Source organism: Agarivorans sp. MS3-6 (assembly GCF_054112545.1).
The window spans coordinates 2581556-2599289 of the sequence record NZ_CM134202.1; the positions used below are offsets into that span (position 1 = coordinate 2581556).

At 45.2% G+C, this 17734-nt stretch carries 10 protein-coding genes and 1 pseudogene; 5 read left to right on the forward strand and 6 right to left on the reverse strand.

The features are described 5' to 3' along the window. Positions 1-32 precede the first annotated feature (32 nt). From ACVFI8_RS11870 to rep, 3 genes are all read right to left on the reverse strand, one after another. Complete coding sequence (locus tag ACVFI8_RS11870; protein WP_457871440.1) at positions 33-3038, reverse strand: alpha-amylase family glycosyl hydrolase; 3006 nt, start codon at positions 3036-3038, stop codon at positions 33-35. A 283-nt stretch (positions 3039-3321) separates the two neighbouring features. Next, positions 3322-4422, reverse strand: coding sequence for a phosphotransferase (locus tag ACVFI8_RS11875; RefSeq protein WP_457871441.1), 1101 nt, complete (start codon positions 4420-4422; stop codon positions 3322-3324). A 282-nt stretch (positions 4423-4704) separates the two neighbouring features. Then, a complete protein-coding gene (gene rep / locus ACVFI8_RS11880; RefSeq protein ID WP_457871442.1) occupies positions 4705-6729 on the reverse strand; it encodes a DNA helicase Rep in 2025 nt (674 codons plus the stop codon). 167 nt (positions 6730-6896) lie between these two features. On the opposite strand from rep, the gene ACVFI8_RS11885 reads away from it, so the two are divergent. The 3 genes from ACVFI8_RS11885 to ACVFI8_RS11895 are packed head-to-tail and all read left to right on the forward strand — an operon-like array spanning position 6897 to position 11684. Further along, positions 6897-7463 carry a TetR/AcrR family transcriptional regulator gene (locus ACVFI8_RS11885; RefSeq protein WP_248713273.1) on the forward strand — a complete coding sequence of 189 codons (567 nt, stop codon included), beginning with the start codon at positions 6897-6899 and terminating at the stop codon, positions 7461-7463. A gap of 16 nt (positions 7464-7479) precedes the next feature. Next, positions 7480-8601, forward strand: a complete 1122-nt coding sequence (locus tag ACVFI8_RS11890) for an efflux RND transporter periplasmic adaptor subunit (protein WP_248713272.1) — start codon at positions 7480-7482, stop codon at positions 8599-8601. 11 nt (positions 8602-8612) lie between these two features. Continuing rightward, the gene (locus tag ACVFI8_RS11895) at positions 8613-11684 is read left to right on the forward strand and encodes an efflux RND transporter permease subunit (RefSeq protein ID WP_457871443.1); all 3072 of its coding nucleotides are present in this window, start codon (positions 8613-8615) and stop codon (positions 11682-11684) included. Between the two features lie 66 nt (positions 11685-11750). On the opposite strand, the pseudogene ACVFI8_RS11900 reads toward ACVFI8_RS11895, so the two are convergent. Both ACVFI8_RS11900 and tcdA read right to left on the reverse strand, forming a co-directional pair. Then, positions 11751-12320, reverse strand: a pseudogene (locus ACVFI8_RS11900) (methyl-accepting chemotaxis protein); the annotation flags it as partial. Between the two features lie 1247 nt (positions 12321-13567). Then, the gene (gene tcdA / locus ACVFI8_RS11905) at positions 13568-14344 is read right to left on the reverse strand and encodes a tRNA cyclic N6-threonylcarbamoyladenosine(37) synthase TcdA (RefSeq protein ID WP_457871444.1); all 777 of its coding nucleotides are present in this window, start codon (positions 14342-14344) and stop codon (positions 13568-13570) included. Between the two features lie 142 nt (positions 14345-14486). Between tcdA and ACVFI8_RS11910 the strand changes: the two genes are divergently transcribed. Further along, positions 14487-15014: a DUF4136 domain-containing protein gene (locus ACVFI8_RS11910; RefSeq protein ID WP_457871445.1), complete on the forward strand. Its 528-nt coding sequence runs from the start codon at positions 14487-14489 to the stop codon at positions 15012-15014. A gap of 46 nt (positions 15015-15060) precedes the next feature. Here the strand turns inward: ACVFI8_RS11910 and ACVFI8_RS11915 are convergent, their stop codons facing one another. Continuing rightward, entirely contained in the window at positions 15061-16524 is a 1464-nt protein-coding gene (locus ACVFI8_RS11915) for a sensor domain-containing diguanylate cyclase (RefSeq protein WP_457871446.1), read from the reverse strand. Between the two features lie 118 nt (positions 16525-16642). Here ACVFI8_RS11915 and ACVFI8_RS11920 point away from each other — a divergent pair, with 118 nt between their 5' ends. Further along, positions 16643-17677 (forward strand): acyltransferase, encoded by a 1035-nt coding sequence (locus ACVFI8_RS11920; RefSeq protein ID WP_248713266.1) that lies wholly within the window; start codon positions 16643-16645, stop codon positions 17675-17677. Positions 17678-17734: the final 57 nt, after the last annotated feature.

Below are 17734 nucleotides of genomic sequence, written 5' to 3' on the forward strand. Positions count from 1 at the left end.
TGGGCTAATGGTCAGATGAAGCTCTTTAGGGCTTATTGCTTGTCTAAAATTACGAAGCTATTGGCAGCAACGCTAACCGAGTGACTGCCACCCGATACGCTAACAATTTGCTCGTTATAGCTTGCGCTGTTTGTGTTAGGCGTAATTAGGCGATAATTACCATCACTTAGATTGTTAAAGGTATAACTAAAGGCCGAGCCCTTAGTTAGCGCAACATAAGCAACGCTGGCGCCGTTATCGCGTTTAATTGCAGCGTGATCACCGTCTAGCAACAAGTTGGTTTGTTGACCTTTCTGAATTGCCTTAGAGGAGCTACGCAGGTTATTAAGCATTTTTAGATGCTTATACAGGGTTGGTTGATTGGTTTTGGCGTAGTTAATCCCTTCTGACCCTAACATCCAGCGCGCTACTACGTCGTCTTTTTCAGTGGTGGTGATGTAGTGTGGCCAGTTTGAGTAAAGTACCTCGGTACCGTAAAACACTACGGGTAATCCGCGGAACAAGTACACAAAGTTTAGGTTGTTCATGTATTGGGTTTCGCTAAGGATACCGTTGGCGCGGGTCACGTCATGATTATCGACAAAAGTGGCAAGATAGGTGGGGTCATAAATGCCTGAGGCATCACCGTCTGCGCCAGCAATACGCGCATAACCGTTATCGTCTTCAAACCCAGCTTCGCCTTTAAAGGCTTTGCCCATCCAACCTGGAAAATCCATAGATGAACCATGTAGATCCAACATGTGGAATTTTTTACCCTGACCGTTGTAAATTAAATCCACCGCAGACTTGCGATCACCTGTCCATGCTTCACCCGCCATGTAAAAATTATCGTTGCCTAGGCTACGTGCGTGATCGTCCATGGCCAGTGTGAAGCGCTCCCAAAAATCAGCCGTCATGTAAGACACGGTATCGATTCGGAAGGCATCTACACCATGGTCGATAAAGCGTTTATAAACGTTGATTAAGTGCTGGGTGGCATTTTGATCCTCATCGCCATGCTCATTAAAGTCGAGTAGGTCAATTAGCCAAGTATTGCCGGTGCTGGCATAGCTAAAAAAGCCATTTTTAGCGCCGTCCATGTAGGGGTCATTGGTTTCCCAGTTCCAGGTTTGTCCATCCATTTTGATTTCTAACGCGCGGTCGGCCCATTTACTTTTTGAGCCCACAACCGACGAACCTGGTTGACCATGATTGACCACAATATCGAGCATGATTTTCATGTCGCGTTCATGTAGTGCATTCACCAAGGCATCAAAACCAGCCCAACCATCGTTGTCTTTTCCTAGGGAATGAAGGTGTGGATCAATTTTGTCGAAGTCGTACCCCCAGTAACCATGGAAGGCCGAAGCTTCATAGTCATCATTGGCGTTAAATCGACGACCTTCAGGTTGTTTCACTACTGGGGTAATCCAAATGGCGGTGAACCCCATATCTTGGATGTAGTCTAGGTTGTCAATAATGCCTTGGAAGTCACCCCCATGATAGTAAGACAACGGGCCGGTTTTACTGGTATTGGTGTTGTACTTGTCGGCAGCACCGTTAGGTAAATACTCGTCCCCCCAGATGTTGTTATTGCTAGTATCACCATCAGCAAAACGGTCGGTCATAATGAAGTAAATATTTTCTTCACGGAAGTCACTACCAATAGTCATGGTTGGGTCGATGGTGTAATTAAAAGTGGTGATAACCTCGTTACCTGAAGCATCTACCGCCAGTACTTTTAATACTAAGTCGATACCATCATTTACCACATCATTGGCGGCAAAGCTTTGTTGGTTACATACCGCTAACGCCGCCGTTGGCACGCTGTTGTCGGTAGTACAGTACAACTTCGGCGCTTGGTCTTGGTTATCGGTAACACTTAAGCTAATTTGCTGCGCTGTGGTATAGCGACCGCCAGAAGGGCTGGCACTAACGACTGGCGCTTTAGTGTCTTCACCTTCAATTTCGGTGGTGGTCACTTGCTTAGTCGTAGCGTTAAAGCAGATATCATAGGTGGTGTCTGGGTTTACGGTTACATCAGCAGTTGGATAGTTTTCGGTCCAATCACCAAAGTGATCAATTTTAAAACGCGGGTTATTGCTACCAAAGCTTTGGGTGGTGCAATAGTTTTGCCCGTCTTCTGTAGTCATTGCTGTTGCTAGCCAATCGTTTGAGGTACCACGGAAGTACCACGTATCGACTGGCGCGTCGGTAATGGTGTAGTCAAAACTGCTGACCGAAGAATTACCTGAAGCATCGATGGCAAACACTTTTAAGCTTAAATCTACGCCTTGGGTGACTACATCGGTGGCGCTAAAGTTTGCGTCGTTACAGGGTGCAGACGCTGCAGTAGGTATTGACCCATCGGTCGTGCAGTAAATAGCCGGTGCACTGTCTTGGTTATCACTGACGCTTACACTAATTTGCTGTGCTTCAGTGTAAGTGCCGGCCGCTGGATTAGCGCTTACGGTAGGTGCTTGAGTATCTTCTGCATTTACTGGCGTAGCCGTAATCGCTTTAGAGCTTGAGTTAAAACAAATGTCGTAACTGGCATTACCGCTTACAGTGAAGTCGCCCGTTGGGTAAGCCTCATTCCAATCGCCGAAATGGTCAATTTTGAAACGTGGGTCGTTGTTAGCAAAAGTCTGGGTAGTACAGAAGTTTACATTGTCGGTACTGGTCATGGCGGTAGTCGCCCAACCGTTAGAGGTTCCTCGATAAAACCAGCTATCTTCGGGGGGCTCTACATCGCCACAACTGGTGACTTCGGTAGTGGTAATGTTTTTAGTGTCGCTAAAGAAGCGAATCTCGTAACTCTTGTTCGCTGTTACCCGCACATCGGCCGTTGGGTAGGCTTCGTTCCAGTCGCCAAAACGATCAATTTTAAAGCGTGGGTCATTGTCGCCAAAGCTTTGGCAGGTTTGGTATTCGGTTCCTGAAACTACTGCTAGGGGGGTGGCAAGCCATTGGTTTGCTGTTCCCCTAAAGTTCCACTCGGCTGTCGCAGGCGCAGACAGCAACGTCGCTCCCACAAGAGCGATCGATAACTTGTTCATGGATCCTTTCCTTATACTGTTTTTGCTGTTTTTGCTGTTTTTTTATGCACCCTGCTATGGCGAATATTTTGGAAATTCGCTCAACTAGGGTGAATTTTATATATTTCTTATAGTTGTAAGCACTAACAGCAGATCAATATGCTGCTTAATGCTGATAGCTATGTTAGAGAAAAAACATTAGAGGAGGGTAAAAATTGTACAGAAGTGTGATGCTTTAATCACAAAGGCGTCAGTTATATTTGAGGCCTTTGTAAACAAAGCTTAACAGTTTGAATATGAGCGACTATTTTTGCAGGTAGTTAGCGGCAAGGCTTCGGTATTCCTGATATTTTTTAATCAGTTCCACTTGGCCCAATTTGGCGTTATCAAATAACAACGCACCATTGTTCTCTAATTGTAGATAAACGGTGGCTAGCATCGTTATTACCTTGTCTATGCGCCTTAAGGTCATTGCGGTACAACTTTTTCCGCTAATGTCATCAGCAATATCGAGGCAATGGGAACGGAAGCTCTCAGCAATGAAAAGGTTTTTTAATGACCGTTCGTTATCGAGGGCGTATTCCCAGCGCTCTATAATGGCCGTTTGCCATTGAATGATGGCGGGTTTAGCGTAATTTTGTTTTAGCCAAATCAGTTTTTCTGTATAGATATCTAACGCTACCTCTTTGAGCTCTCGATACAAAGCTAATTGGTCGTTTTGGGTCATCACATCTTGGTAGCGTAAAAGATAACCAAATACGTTTCTTGTTTCTAAGCGTTCAACAGCGTGAAATGCCGGCGCTTCTAAACCATCACTGTTGTAATGCTCTAGCGGATCGTAAGGGTACATATAGCCAAAGTCGAATAAGTGAATTTGCCTACCATCGTAAATGATGTTGCCTGGCGACATATCCCATTCCATTAATCCCGCTTGTTCAAGTGCAAATTGGCTAGCAAAAATCTGGCGAAATATCTCTCGGCTAAAGCTGCATATAGGTTTACCGTCGATCCACGGGGACAGGATAAAACCCCGGCGATAGTCAGCGTATAAGGTGGCGACAATATGCTTAAAGGCTAGGGCAGTTTGTGGGGAATCTTTTAAGCGTTGAATATCACGGCGGCGCTGAACTTCGTTTAGAAAAGAGGTTTCACCATCTACGTTATGTACTAATGCTTGAGGGCGCTTGCGTTTAAGATTGTAATGGCGTCCCTTAATGCATAAGTGGAATACCGTGGCAGTTAAACCGCCATCAAATACTTCAACTACGTGAGGAGAGCTCGCATTAAGTGCCACTAATTCGTCAACGGTTAAAGGACAGGCATCAATATCACCAACGATGATATTGTCTTTGCCTTGTTGAAAGCGCAATTGTGATTGTTGGCGTTGTTCAACGAGAGCATTCATTTCGTGGTCCTTACGTTTTTATCCCTATTTTGTGAGTCTATTCTCAATTTTTTAGCAAGTAAGGTTAAATTGTGGGATGAAAACCGTTTCGGTCACAAATCTCCAATGCTCATGGTGAGTTATTAGCGCAGGATCACATTTGCTAGTGATTCGGTGACAGAGGTTTTTGCTGCTGGTTTTTGTGCGCAGGAGAGGTCTGTTGCTTGGTTGGTCAAGCAACGACTTAGGCTTATCCAGAACACCAGCACCGTGCTATGGCTGAGCGTGCGGGTTCATTAACGTCTATTTATCTTGGTTTAAAGCTGCACGTAAGGCGGCGATACCAATGGAGCCTTTTTCTTGACGCTGTTCTGCGGTTTCTTTTTTACGGCGTTGTTCCCACTGTAAATCGTCTTGAGGTAGCTCGTATAAAAAACGGCTTGGTTCAGGCTTGATTAGCTCACCAAATTGGCGACGTTCTTTAGTGAGAGTAAAGGTGAGCTCTCGTTGGGCGCGAGTGATACCCACATAAGCTAAACGGCGCTCTTCTTCTACATTGTCTTCGTCAATACTGCTTTGGTGAGGCAATAAGCCTTCTTCCATGCCTATTAGATAAACAAACGGAAACTCTAAACCTTTAGAAGCATGCAAGGTCATCAGTTGCACCTGATCGCTATCTTCATCATCTTCACCGCGTTCCATCATATCGCGCAAAATCAAACGATTAACGACTTGCGGCAGGGTCATTGGCTCGTTGTCGCTATCACCTTCTAACATACCGCTGACCCAGCGAAATAGCTCTGAGACGTTCTTCATTCGCATCTCGGCTGCTTTGGGGCTAGGGCTGGTTTCATAGAGAAAGTCTTCGTAGTGAATATCACGAATTAAATCCCTAACGGCTTGTTGGGCGTCACCTCGTTCAACCCGTTCTGCTAGAGCCAGCAGCCATTGCGAAAATTGGCTTACGGCATTAAGGGCACGCGCAGGCAAAATCGTGGTCATGGCGAAGTGAGTGGTCGCAGCAAATAAACTAATGTTCTGTTCGTTAGCGTAGGTACCTACTTTTTCTAAGGTGGTGGGGCCAATTTCACGACGAGGTGTATTGATTACTCGCAGTAGTGCGTTGTCGTCATCTTGGTTAACCAGCACCCGTAGGTAGGCCATGATGTCTTTAATTTCGGCGCGCGAGAAAAATGAAGTTCCGCCACTAATTTTATAGGGGATACGGTTATTCATTAAGGTTTTCTCGAGTAAGCGAGACTGATGATTACCCCGGTACAAAATGGCGTAATCTTTATAGCTAGCGCTATTCATAAAGCGATGGCCAATCAATTCGGCCACTACCCGTTCAGATTCTTGCTCTTCATTTTTAGCAAATAAAATCTTAACGATTTCACCATAGTTAAGTTCTGAAAACAGCGTTTTATCGAAGATGTGCTCGTTGTTTTCGATCAAAATATTAGCGCATTTTAGGATCCGCTGGGTAGAGCGATAGTTCTGCTCCAGTTTGATGACCTGCAGTGCAGGAAAGTCTTGTTGCAGTTGCATCAAGTTTTTCGGCTGGGCTCCGCGCCAAGAATAGATACTTTGGTCGTCATCGCCTACCACCGTGAAACAAGCGCGTTCTTGAGTAATCAGCTTTACCAGCTGATATTGGCTGGTATTGGTATCTTGATATTCGTCTACCAATAGGTAACGAATGGTATCTTGCCAGCGCTTACGCACCGCAGCATCATGCATCAGCAATAAGGTTGGCATGAGAATCAGATCGTCAAAATCTAGCGCGTTATAAGCAGTTAGTTGGCGCTGATAAGCTTGGTATAAGCTGGCAAATAACTGCTCTTGCTCACCTTGCCCGGTAGCTCTCGCTATTGCTTGCGCAGGCAATATAAGATCATTTTTCCAATTAGAAATGGTAGTGATTAGCTGTTTAAGTAGGTCTTTATCGCCGTCTAATTGTTGTTCGGTGAGTTCCTTGAGTAGCGCCATTTGGTCTTGATCGTCAAATAGCGAGAAGTTAGGTTTTAGCTTTAAGGTTTTATACTCTTTGCGAATAATATCTAAGCCGAGTGTGTGAAAGGTACATACCCGTAGGCCGCGGCTTTCTTTGCGGCCCAAAGTTTGGCCTACACGCTCTTTCATTTCGCGCGCAGCCTTGTTAGTAAAGGTGACCGCTGCAATATGTTTGGCGTTGTAAGCACAATTTTGAATCAGATGAGCAATTTTATTGGTAATGACACGTGTTTTACCACTGCCAGCACCAGCTAATACAAGACATGGGCCTGATACAAAGCTTACGGCTTTCGATTGAGCGGGATTTAACTTCACTAAGCTTTCCTTCTAATTTGGCCGAGTATTTTAGCTGATCACTGCGTGTCGATCTACGCTAGACTTAAGTCATCAAAAACTAAAAAGTAAAAAATGAACGATTATTCATTGATTGTTTTTTGATGATCTCTATAATCCCCATTTCTTACTGAATAAACGTTCATTTTATGATTCCTGATAAACGCCTCCGCATTCTTGCCGCTGCTGAAACCCTGATTAGTCGTTCGGGCTTAGAAGCGTTGACGATGCAACGTGTTGCTAAGCAAGCGAAAGTGGCTGCTGGCACTATCTATCTGTACTTTAAAGATAAAGAACAGTTAATGGCTGAGTTACACGAACGTAATTTGCGCCTTTTTGCAGAAGCGTTTCTGGATGGCATACAACAAGAACAAGGCCTAAGAAATCAGCACCGCCGCTTATGGCTTAACGCATTGGGTTATCATCAAATGAACCCCACAGTACAACGCTTATGGGTTCATTTAGAGACCTTGCCACGTAATACTCGCCATCGAGAGTTAATTCAGGAGTTGTTTGAACCGGTAAAACTCTTTTTCAGCGCAGGCGTTGATCAAGGCTGTTTTAAGCCCTTGCCGGGGGAAATGCTCTATGCTTTAGCCTTTGGTTCGGTGCATGAAATTTGTCGGTTTGCCTATTTAAGAGACGTAAATTTTACAGAGCAAGACATGGATGCCGCTCTATTATCCAGCTGGGATGCTATTACGATTCACCCTTAGTGATTGGAGTTGGGAAATGAAAAAATGGATGGCAATCATGCTAGTCCTCTCAGTGATACTGTTTGGTAGCGTGTTTGGTTTTTACTCGTTTAAGCAGAAAAAAATTGCCGAGTTTATGGCTAAGCGACCGGTGCCAGAGATGCCAGTAGAAGTTGCTTTAGCTAAGTCTCAAGATTGGCAAGCTGCAATTGAGTCGATTGGGTTTATCGAACCTTACCAAGGGGTGAACATCACCAGTTCGGTAGCCGGTCTGGTAACAAAAATTCATTTCTCATCGGGCGATACAGTGCGAGCGGGTGATTTGCTCGTGAGCCTAGAAGCCGAAGTTGAAAAAGCTAATCTTGCCAGTGCTAAGGCTAAGTTGCCGGCGATTAAGCGACAGATGGAGCGCAATAAATCGCTATTAGAGCGTGGCTCAGTATCACAGACTCAGTTTGATGACTCTGAATCTAATTATTTAGCCTTAGTGAATGATATCGAAGCACTGAAAGCCACCATTGAGCGTCGTGAGATCAGAGCGCCATTTAATGGGGTGATCGGTATTCGCCAAATCAATTTAGGTCAATATCTTCAAGCGGGCGAGGATATGGCGCGCTTAGAAAACCTTGACCACATGTTGCTACGTTTTATTGTACCGCAAAAAGATATCTCTCTAATTAAGCGTGGTACTGAGATTGAGCTAAATTCAGATGCTTATCCAGAGCAATGGTTTAAAGGCCAAGTTACCACCGTTGAACCTACTGTAGACCCACAAAGTGGGGTGATTCAGGTTCAGGCTACTATACCTAATGCTGACGGTTTATTACGTTCAGGCATGTATGCCAGTGTACGTATTTGGCAACCGGTTAAACCCCACCAGGTGGTGGTTCCCCAGCAAGCTATTTCTTTCTCTTTATACGGAGAGTCTCTCTATGTATTAGATAAAGTGACTGCTGAAGACGGTAGTGAAAGCTTGGTGGCAAGACAGCGCACTATTCAGGTTGGCGAACGCCGCGGCGATGTAGCCGTGATTACTCAAGGTGTGGCTGCTGACGAGCAAGTTGTCATCTCTGGCCAGGTTCGTTTGCGCAATGGTGCAATGGTGCGGATTGTTGAAGATAGTTTCTTACAACGCGACCAAAACTTGCCAAAAGACTAGGAGCTTAGGTCATGAAATTTACCGATATTTTTATTCGGCGGCCGGTGTTAGCTCTGTCTTTGAGTTTGCTGTTATTGATTGTGGGTATTCAGTCCATTTTCAAACTGCAAATTCGAGAGTACCCAGAGTTAACCAACACAGTAATTACGGTGAGCACCGCCTATTACGGCGCGCCTGCTGAAGTTATTCAAGGCTTTATTACCCAACCTTTGCAGCAGTCAATTGCTGAGGCTGACAATTTGGATTTCTTGGAATCTAAATCTGCCATGGGTAGCAGTACCATTACTGCTTATATGAAGACAGGCTCAGATCCCGATGCCGCGCTATCAGAAGTGATGGCTAAGGTTAATGCTGTACGGGCCCGTTTACCCAGTGAAGCTTTAGACCCGAACATTTCGCGCTCTACCGGTTCTAGTACCTCGATTATGTACATTGCGTTTAGTAGTGATGAGCTTAAATCGGCGCAAATTGTTGATTATGTTAACCGCAATGTTCAACCGCAAATGGTGACCATCACCGGGGTGGCAAAAGCCAACGTATATGGTCCTCAGTTGTCGATGCGAGTGTGGCTTGACCCTATTAAGCTAGCTAACCATAAGCTTACCGCCGCCGAGGTGGTGAGTGCACTACAAAATAACAACTTTAGATCGGCGCCGGGCCAGGCAAAAAGTCGTTTTTTCTTGTACAACGTTGAAGCGGATACTGATTTAAAATCTCGCGCAGAGTTCGAGCAGTTAATCGTTTCTCGCAGCAACAATGGTATTGTGCGTTTAAGTGATGTGGCCGACATTGAATTAGGCGCTGCGCGTGAAACTGTGCGCGCTAAAGCGGATGCGCAAACCGCAGTGGTGGTGGCCATTGACCCTACACCAACAGCAAACCCGCTTACTGTAGCTAAGTCTGTGATCGACATGTTGCCGGAGATTGAGGCTAACCTGCCGGACAGTATGGGGATGAAAGTACTCTACGACTCAACCGAGTACATAGAATCATCAATTAATGAAGTACTGACTACGATTGTGGAAGCCACCATTATTGTGGTGGTGGTCATTTTCTTATTCATGGGGAATTTGCGCGCGGTACTCATTCCGGTGATTGCGATTCCTTTATCGCTGATTGGTGTTTGTTTAGCTATGCAAGCGCTCGGCTTCTCACTTAACTTGCTCACGCTATTAGCCATGGTACTTGCTATTGGTTTGGTGGTAGATGATGCGATTGTGGTGGTGGAGAACGTTGACCGGCATATTCGACAAGGTATGAAGCCTTTTGATGCCGCCATTGTCGGAACGCGTGAAATTGCCTTACCGGTAATTTCAATGACCATCACCTTGGCCGCGGTGTATTCGCCGATTGCCTTGGTAGAAGGCTTAACTGGGGTGCTGTTTGCTGAGTTTGCTTTAACCTTGGCGGGCGCAGTAGTGGTATCGGGTTTTGTGGCCTTAACGCTCTCGCCAGTTATGTGTTCGGTATTACTTAAACACAACCCTAACCCGGGTCGATTTGAGGTTGGCGTACATAACTTCTTAGACCGTCTAGATAGCGGTTATGACAAGATGATTGGCGCTTTGCTTAAGCGTCGACCGGTGATTGTGGTATTCGCGATACTGGTGATGGCCTCGCTCTATCCCTTGCTGAAAATCATCCCCACCGAGTTAGCACCGGCGGAAGATAAGGGGGCGGCAATGATTATGGCAAATGGCCCAGCCGGCGCCAACCTTGACTATATGGATCAGTACACCACTGAAGTGGGGCGTATTGGCTTAGAGTTAGATGATATCGCCGGTTCATTTACCTTGGCGGGTATTCCTAGCGCAACGCAAGGTCTTGGCTTCCTAAATACCACGGTATGGGAAGATCGCACCATGGACCAAGATACTTTGGTTAAAACCATTCAGGAAAAAACTGCCGATCTTGCGGGTGTGTCGGTGGCATCATTCCCACTGCCAGTGTTACCCGGCGGGAGTGGCGGTTTCCCTGTGCAATTTGTATTGCAAGGTACTGGGGATTACCGCACTTTGGTGAGTTTGGCGCAAGAGCTGCAACAAGCTGCGATGCACAGTGGTTTCTTTGTATTTACCGACTTGGATACCAAATTTCAAACCGCCACCTTAGATATCAAAGTGAACCGCGATAAAGCGGGTGCTTATGGCGTAAAAATGGCCGACATTGCCAGTACGCTGGGCACCTTAATGGGGGATGGTTACATTAACCACATTAACTATGACGGTCGCTCTTATGAAGTTATTCCGCAGGTTAAGCGGGTAGACCGCTTAAGCCCTGAGGCGATCGGTCAATTTTACGTGAAAACCGTAGATGGTAGCCCTGTGCCTTTGGCTAACTTGATTGAGTGGGACTTAACGGGTCAGCCAGATGCCCTGTTGCAAATGAACCAAACTAACTCTGTTACCTTGAATGGTGCGCTGATGCCCGGCCAAACCATGGGGGATGCATTGGCATTCTTAGAGCAAAAATCGGCTGAGATTTTGCCAAAGGGTTATGGTTTTGAATACAAAGGCGAATCGCGTCAGTATGTGCAAGAGGGGTCGGCGCTGTTCGCAACCTTTGGTTTAGCCTTGGCGATTATCTTCTTGGTATTAGCGGCGCAGTTTGAAAGCATCCGTGACCCGATTGTGATTATGGTGTCGGTGCCTTTGGCGATATGTGGCGCCTTGTTGATGATGGGTTGGGGCTTGGCAACGCTTAATATCTATACCCAAATTGGTATGATCACCCTGGTGGGCTTGATTACTAAACACGGTATTTTGATGTGCGAAGTGGCCAAAGAGCGTCAAATTTTGCGTGGTGAAGATAAGATTACTGCCATTCGTCATGCGGCGCGTATTCGTTTACGTGCGATTTTGATGACCACTATTTCGATGGTCGCGGGTCTAATTCCTCTGCTATTGGCTGTTGGACCTGGTGCTGCGGCTCGTTTCGATATTGGTATGGTGATTTGTGCCGGCTTATCGATTGGTACGGTATTTACCTTGTTTGTATTACCGGTGATCTATTCATACTTAGGTGCTAACCATAAACCGGTGCCAAGTGTTGATCACCTAGAAGGTGAAACGGTTGCCGATTAGGTCAATGAGCTTATCTTAGAGACAAAAAACCCAGCATAATGCTGGGTTTTTTATTGCAGTAAAGCATTAATAAACGAAGCGTTTGAGTTGTGTATTAAAGTCATCGGCGAGGGCATTTAGTTGCTCGCTAATTTGATTTGATTCATCCACTTGCTGAGAATTTTGGGCAGCCACATCGGCAATCCGCTCAATCAGGGTGGCTATCTCTCCTGCGACGGTGGTTTGCTCTTTAGCGGCAGACGCAATGTGTAAATTCATCTCGTTGATACTACCAATAGAGGTGACAATCTCCGAGATTAGATTTTCAGCGGTTTCCACCTGTTGCACCACCTCGTCAGTACGGTTTTGGCTTTGCTCCATAGCGGTCACTGCGTTATTAGCGCCCCCTTGTATTTTCTCCAAAATATTTTGAATTTCACTGGTGCTTTGTTGAGTTTTTTGCGCCAGTGTTCTGACCTCATCGGCCACCACCGCAAAGCCTCTGCCTTGCTCTCCTGCGCGGGCCGCTTCAATAGCGGCATTGAGTGCCAGTAGATTGGTTTGTTCGGCAATCCCCTTAATCACATCTAAGACAGCACCCACATTATTGGTATCAGTGGCCAAATCTTTTACCACTTCACCGGCGTGGCTGATATCTGATACTTGGGTATTTATAGTGTTGATTACCTGTTTCATTGCTTCTGCGCCATTATGGGCGGTGAGATCGGTATTGTGAGTGGTATCGGCGGTATTGGCAGCCGTTTGGGACACTTCATTGGCAGAGTGTGACATTTCTTGAATGGCAGTTGCCACCAGATCTGAGCTTTCACGTTGTTGATGAGTACCTTTAGCTAAGTCTTCAGACATGCTGTTTAACATGCCAGAAGAGCTGTGTAGCTGCTCTCCTGATTGGCTTAAATCGGCAACCGTGGTAAGCAAAAATTGCTGCAGTTTACGGGTTGCGTCTGCCAGTCTTCCTAGCTCATCGCCGCGCTTTAGGTTTACCGTGATGTTTAGCTTGCCATTGGCTAATACGTCGATGTCTTCTACCAGAGAGTTAATCGGTTTAATACATTGACGTTCCATGAAAATAAAACTGACAAAAATAACCAATACACCGCTAATACCAATGATGATAAAGCTAATATTACTGACCGCTGTGGCCTGCGTATTGTTTTCAGCAAAACGCTTGGCAGTGATTGCAGCTAGTTGCTCACTTAAGGCTTGCATTGATTTCGATGGCGCTCGGTCAATGCCTGCCACCGCTTTATCACCCACTCTATAATCGAAACCTGCAGCTTCGTATGCGGCTTTGCCTTTTGCATACGCTGTGCCCATGGTTTTGTGAGATGCCAGAAAACTGCTAGCGATATTGGCTAACTCTGGATAGTCTGACGCTTGTAGTTCGCTCACCAAGGTCGTGACCATCTGTTGTACTTGTTGCTGTTGCTCTTGAAAGCGTCCCCAGTATTTTTTATTTTGATTAGCATCATGGCCGCGCAGTAATACGTTCTTCCACTCTTGAATCTGTGTTTTAAAGGCAATGTGAGAAAGCAGGGTGACTTCTTCTAGATGCACTTCGGTATGAGTGAGTTTATCAAATTTATGCGCGGTTTCTCGTAATTGAACGGCAGTGTAAATGGCGACAGCCATTAATAATATTAGCGATGCGATCAGTACCGACAGAATTTTAAAGCGTAGGCTGGATTTATCCCAAGACATTTTGGCTCTCCTTTGCTGGTTAATTAAGCATAGAACAGCGCTTAGTAATTAGTCTTAAATCCGATATTTTTTTAGGTTTAGCGTTCATTTAGCGACAAAAAAATCGACACATTAATCAAAAATGATGATTTTAATCATAGGCTATCAAGGCCTTGTCTCTAAATATGGGCATACATACGGTGTTATAAACAGGCCAATTTTTTCAACACTCGAGATACCGCGGCAAATGCAAAACTAGCGGTAAGGTGAGTCACGGCGCCAAAACCGCTACTGCAATCCATACGCATGCTGCCTCCAGCATCGGGTTTTGCCATGCAAGTGGTGCCGTCACTGCTGGGATATATCAGTTGCTCGGTAGAATAAACGCAATCCACGCCAAATTTACGTTTAGGGTTTTTGCTAAAGTTATAAAAACGCCGCAGCTCATTACGCACTTTGGCGGCTAATGGGTCTTGAATGGTTTTGGCTAAATCAGTGATTTTTATCTGAGTAGGGTCAATTTGTCCACCAGCGCCGCCTACCGTCACCAACTTAATTTTGTTGCGTTTACAGTAGGCAATTAACGCAGACTTGGCTTTGACGCTATCAATGGCATCAATCACGTAGTCAAAATCCTTAGTGATGTATTCACTCAGATTATCTTTGGTGACGAAGTCTTCAATCTCGATGCAATCACATTCTGGATTGATTTGTAGAATGCGCTCGCGCATTACTTCAGTTTTAGATTGGCCGATAGTATTGCGTGTAGCATGGATCTGACGATTAGTGTTGGTGGTACAAATGTCATCTAAATCAATCAAAGTGATTCGGCCAATACCGCTTCTGGCCAAAGCTTCTGCTGCCCACGAACCCACTCCGCCGATGCCAATGACACAAACGTGAGATTGTTGGAATGTTGTCAGTGCGGCTGTACCGTATAAGCGGGCGATGCCACCAAAGCGCTGTTCAAATTGAGACATGATAAACCACGATAAAAATAACGGCGGCGATTATAACAGAGCGCCGCGCTGTGGTTAAGTATTAACAAACTACGGTAAAAGCGCCGACTTATGTTAGATTTAGATTATCGTCGTTAAAGTTTATTGGCAGTTGGAGTAGCAAATGTATCGTTTTTTTATTATCGCCTGTGTGGCGAGTTTAACGGTGGCTTGTACGGTTAAACCCGCCACTGATTACAATGTTGATCAAGATTTCTCCCAGTATCAAGATTTTGCCTTCTCACCCATGCCCGAAGGGGCGGTGGTTAGCATTGACGCTCAACGAATTGAGCGAGAGCTAACTAGCCAGTTGAAGATGAAAAATTTGCAGGCTGTGACTATCGAACAAGCAGATTTATTGGTTGATTACCGCGTTGATACAGCAACCGAGTTAGAATCTTACGGTGGTTCTTTTTCGGTAGGTGTAGGGCGTAAGCATGGGGCGATAGGGATGAGTTCACCCGATCGTTACAAAGAACGTAAATACGGTAAATTAGTGGTCGAGTTTCTAGACCCAAAGACCACATCAATAGTTTGGCGGTCTATCTCGCAAAGCCAACTACGTGAAACCATGGGGCCAGAGAGTCGTGCTAAATTCATTAGTGAGCAAATCGCTTTGATGTTAGCTAACTACCCACCTAGCGCGCAATAGCGTTAGCGCCCACCTTTTCTTGGTGGGCGAAGTTTCTGTTATTGAGTTAATCTGCAACCACGCTGCGGTTGCGACCATTTTGCTTGGCTTGATACATGGCTTGATCTGCGCGGTTAATCATTAAACTGGCGATGACTTCATGGGTTTTGATTTGCGCAATACCACAGCTGATGCTCAAATTGACTTGATGACCATCGATAGTTTGTTGATCATTGTTAATGGCTATACGGATTTTTTCAGCGACCTCTAAGGCTGCTAAGGCATCACAGTTAGGCAAGAGTATAACGAACTCTTCCCCTCCCCAGCGACATACAATATCCGATTGGCGGATATTTTTTTCGGCAATCTCAGTCACTTTTATTAACGCCTTATCTCCAACTAAGTGGCCAAATTTGTCGTTGATATGCTTAAAGTGGTCGACATCAAAAATTATCAGCGAACAGGGGCTACTGGCTCGGTGTTGTATGTCTATCACCTGCTCAAGTTGTCCTTCAAAACTCTGCCGATTAAAGGCGCCAGTTAGTTTGTCGGTAGAGGCTAATGTCTCTAGGCGACGCTGGTAGCGCCCCAAAGTAAAGTTGGCCACAAGTAGCATGCCTAAGGTCACTGCAATGCTGATCACTAAATTGAATATTAAGGTTTGCTGAAGTTGTTGGGTAGCGGGAGCATCTTCCTGTTCAACCATCAAATACCAGTCAAACTCTGGAATATAACGAGCGTTCAAAAAGTGCATTTTTCCCTGTTCCATAAAGTGATAACGGCCATTGTGGCTACTCAGCAATAAATCAACTTGCTCGGCCAAGCCTTCGCGTTGATGAATATTTCGGGGCCCTTGGAAACTGTTATCACTGAGGGCTAAATTGCCTGTGGCATCAATGAAGTAAACGCTACGCTGATAGCGCTGTTGATAAAGGCTAATCATTTCTTTAACGGATTCTACGTTTAGACCAACACCCGTTACGCCAATCAGCTTTCCATCAAAATCGTACACTTTGTAGTTTACAAATACCGTAATACGGTTTGCATCGGCAGTGTCATAGTCAATGTTGATTTCATAGTCTTGGGCGGGAGGCAGCTGACTGACGCGGAAAAACCAAGCGTCATCTAAGTTATTTTTTGATAGTGTTTTTATGATGCCGTCAGGGTGATAGTAGCGAGATGATTTACTTGAAACAAAAAAGGCAGTAACGGTTTGATAACGTTGTTGAATAGCAGTGAGGTAACGAACAATGGGTTCGGCTGTCTCGTTGTCTTGAATGGCCCAGTCACGAACAAAGGTATCTTGCGCCATTAGCGAAGAAATAAAAATGGGCCGTGATAAGTCGCGTTGAATTTCTGAATAAATTGTATCACTGGTCAATGGCAAATGATTGGTTTCAATCTGTTCGCTCAAAGAGTTATGGGCGACTTGATAACTTAACCATGAGGTTAGCCAAAAAGCACATAACAACAATAGCGACAGCACCACCACAAACTTACGTTTATCGTGCCATAGACTGTAAATGGGCACTTGCACTCCTTGCAATTTGGCTTTTATTCAATGCGTTAGTGTAAGGTTAAAGGCTTTCATAGGCAAATGACTGTGCTACAGTTGGAGTTAAATATTTACCTTAAGTAAGCAAATTTTCATGAGTGCTAAGCAAACCACCAGACCCTCCTTATTTTATATTGAATGTTTGCGCTTTATTGCTGCCATTGCGGTGGTGAGTATTCACGTGCTAGGGCCTTATCGCGATTTAGTGCCTGATTTGGCTTGGCACGAATGGCTGCCAGCAGTCTCTCTTAATGCGATTAGTCGTTGGGCTGTACCGGTGTTCATTATGATTAGTGGTGCATTGCTGATGTCGGACCAACGGCCATTTAATGTAAGCCATTATTTGCCGAGAAGGTTAGCAAAAGTATTACTCCCATTTTTAGCTTGGACCGTTATCTATGCGTTTATCGGCGGTTACCAACAAGGCATTTGGTCCTGGGATGTTACTGCCAATCTATTGGAAAATGCGCCTAACGAACACACGTGGTACCACTTGTGGTTTTTCTATGATTTCATTCCGCTGTATTTTGTCATTCCATTGCTCGCGCCTTTGCTCTATAAAATGGAAAAACAGCGCATATTGTTGTTGTTAGCGGCCTGGTTAGTTCTCACCTTAATGCATTGGCTAAAGGTAGAAACCCCCTTACGTCAGAATATTATCTTGTATAGCGGTTATCTGGTTATGGGGTGGTATTTGTTTAACCATGATCAAACACCTTATTTGAAGTTTTGGTTAGCGACGGGTGTCGCTACACTGGCTTTTAATGTGTTTGGCAGCGCTTTTTACATTTGGCAGCAAGGTGAATACAGCAGCGTATTTATGGGTTACAAAAGTCTTAATACGGCGGTAATTGCCATGAGCCTATTTGTATTGGCTAAGGCTTATGCTGAACGTATACCTGATGGCTTGAGGCCGCTAATTAAAACCATATCAAAATACAGCTTTGGTATTTATTTAGTTCATCCGTTATTCCTCATTCCGGTGCGAAATCCAGATTACGGTATCTACCAATGGTTTGGCCATTCGAGCATTGCTTTGCTGGTAATAACAGCAGTGGCCTTAGCCTTGGCTTTTGCCGTTAGTTGGCTGTTAACTCGTTGGTCGGCCACTCGCTGGTTGGTGCCTTAACTTCCAAATATTAAGCATAAAGCCTGTGAATCAATCATCAGGCTTTATGCGCTTCAA